Source organism: Motilimonas sp. 1_MG-2023 (assembly GCF_030547455.1).
In the GTDB taxonomy this organism is placed as follows: Bacteria; Pseudomonadota; Gammaproteobacteria; order Enterobacterales; family CBDFNC01; genus Motilimonas.
The window spans coordinates 1-329 of record NZ_JAUOPX010000140.1 but is presented as its reverse complement, the minus strand read 5'-3'; the positions used below and the strand labels follow the sequence as shown (position 1 = coordinate 329).

Here is a 329-nt window from a genome sequence, read left to right as displayed (position 1 = left end):
TTATCAGCAAAAATAACCGTGTGTTTGTCTTTGCCATGCTCAAAATAATAAAACAAGCCTTCTTCCGCGGCTAAGCGTTGCACAAAGGCTAAATCGGTTTCGCGGTATTGCACACAAAATTCACGAGTGGTAGGCGTGTATTTTTGCGCAAAGGCGTAATCGGTAATGCCCATTTCTTGCAAGATAATGCTGATGATTTCAGCAACATTAAGCTGTTGAAAGATACGGCTGTTTTGTCTTAATGCCAAACGCGCCATGCTGGCGGTGAGAGTCAGGGTGTAACGGGTGTGATGGTGGCCAGTGTCACCGACACTAAATTGGCTAACAAT

General features: G+C 44.7%; 1 protein-coding gene. It reads right to left on the bottom strand.

The window, feature by feature from the left end:
- Window positions 1-329 (bottom strand): contractile injection system protein, VgrG/Pvc8 family (locus Q4519_RS21810; protein ID WP_303516046.1); only part of this gene is annotated, 329 nt, incomplete at both ends.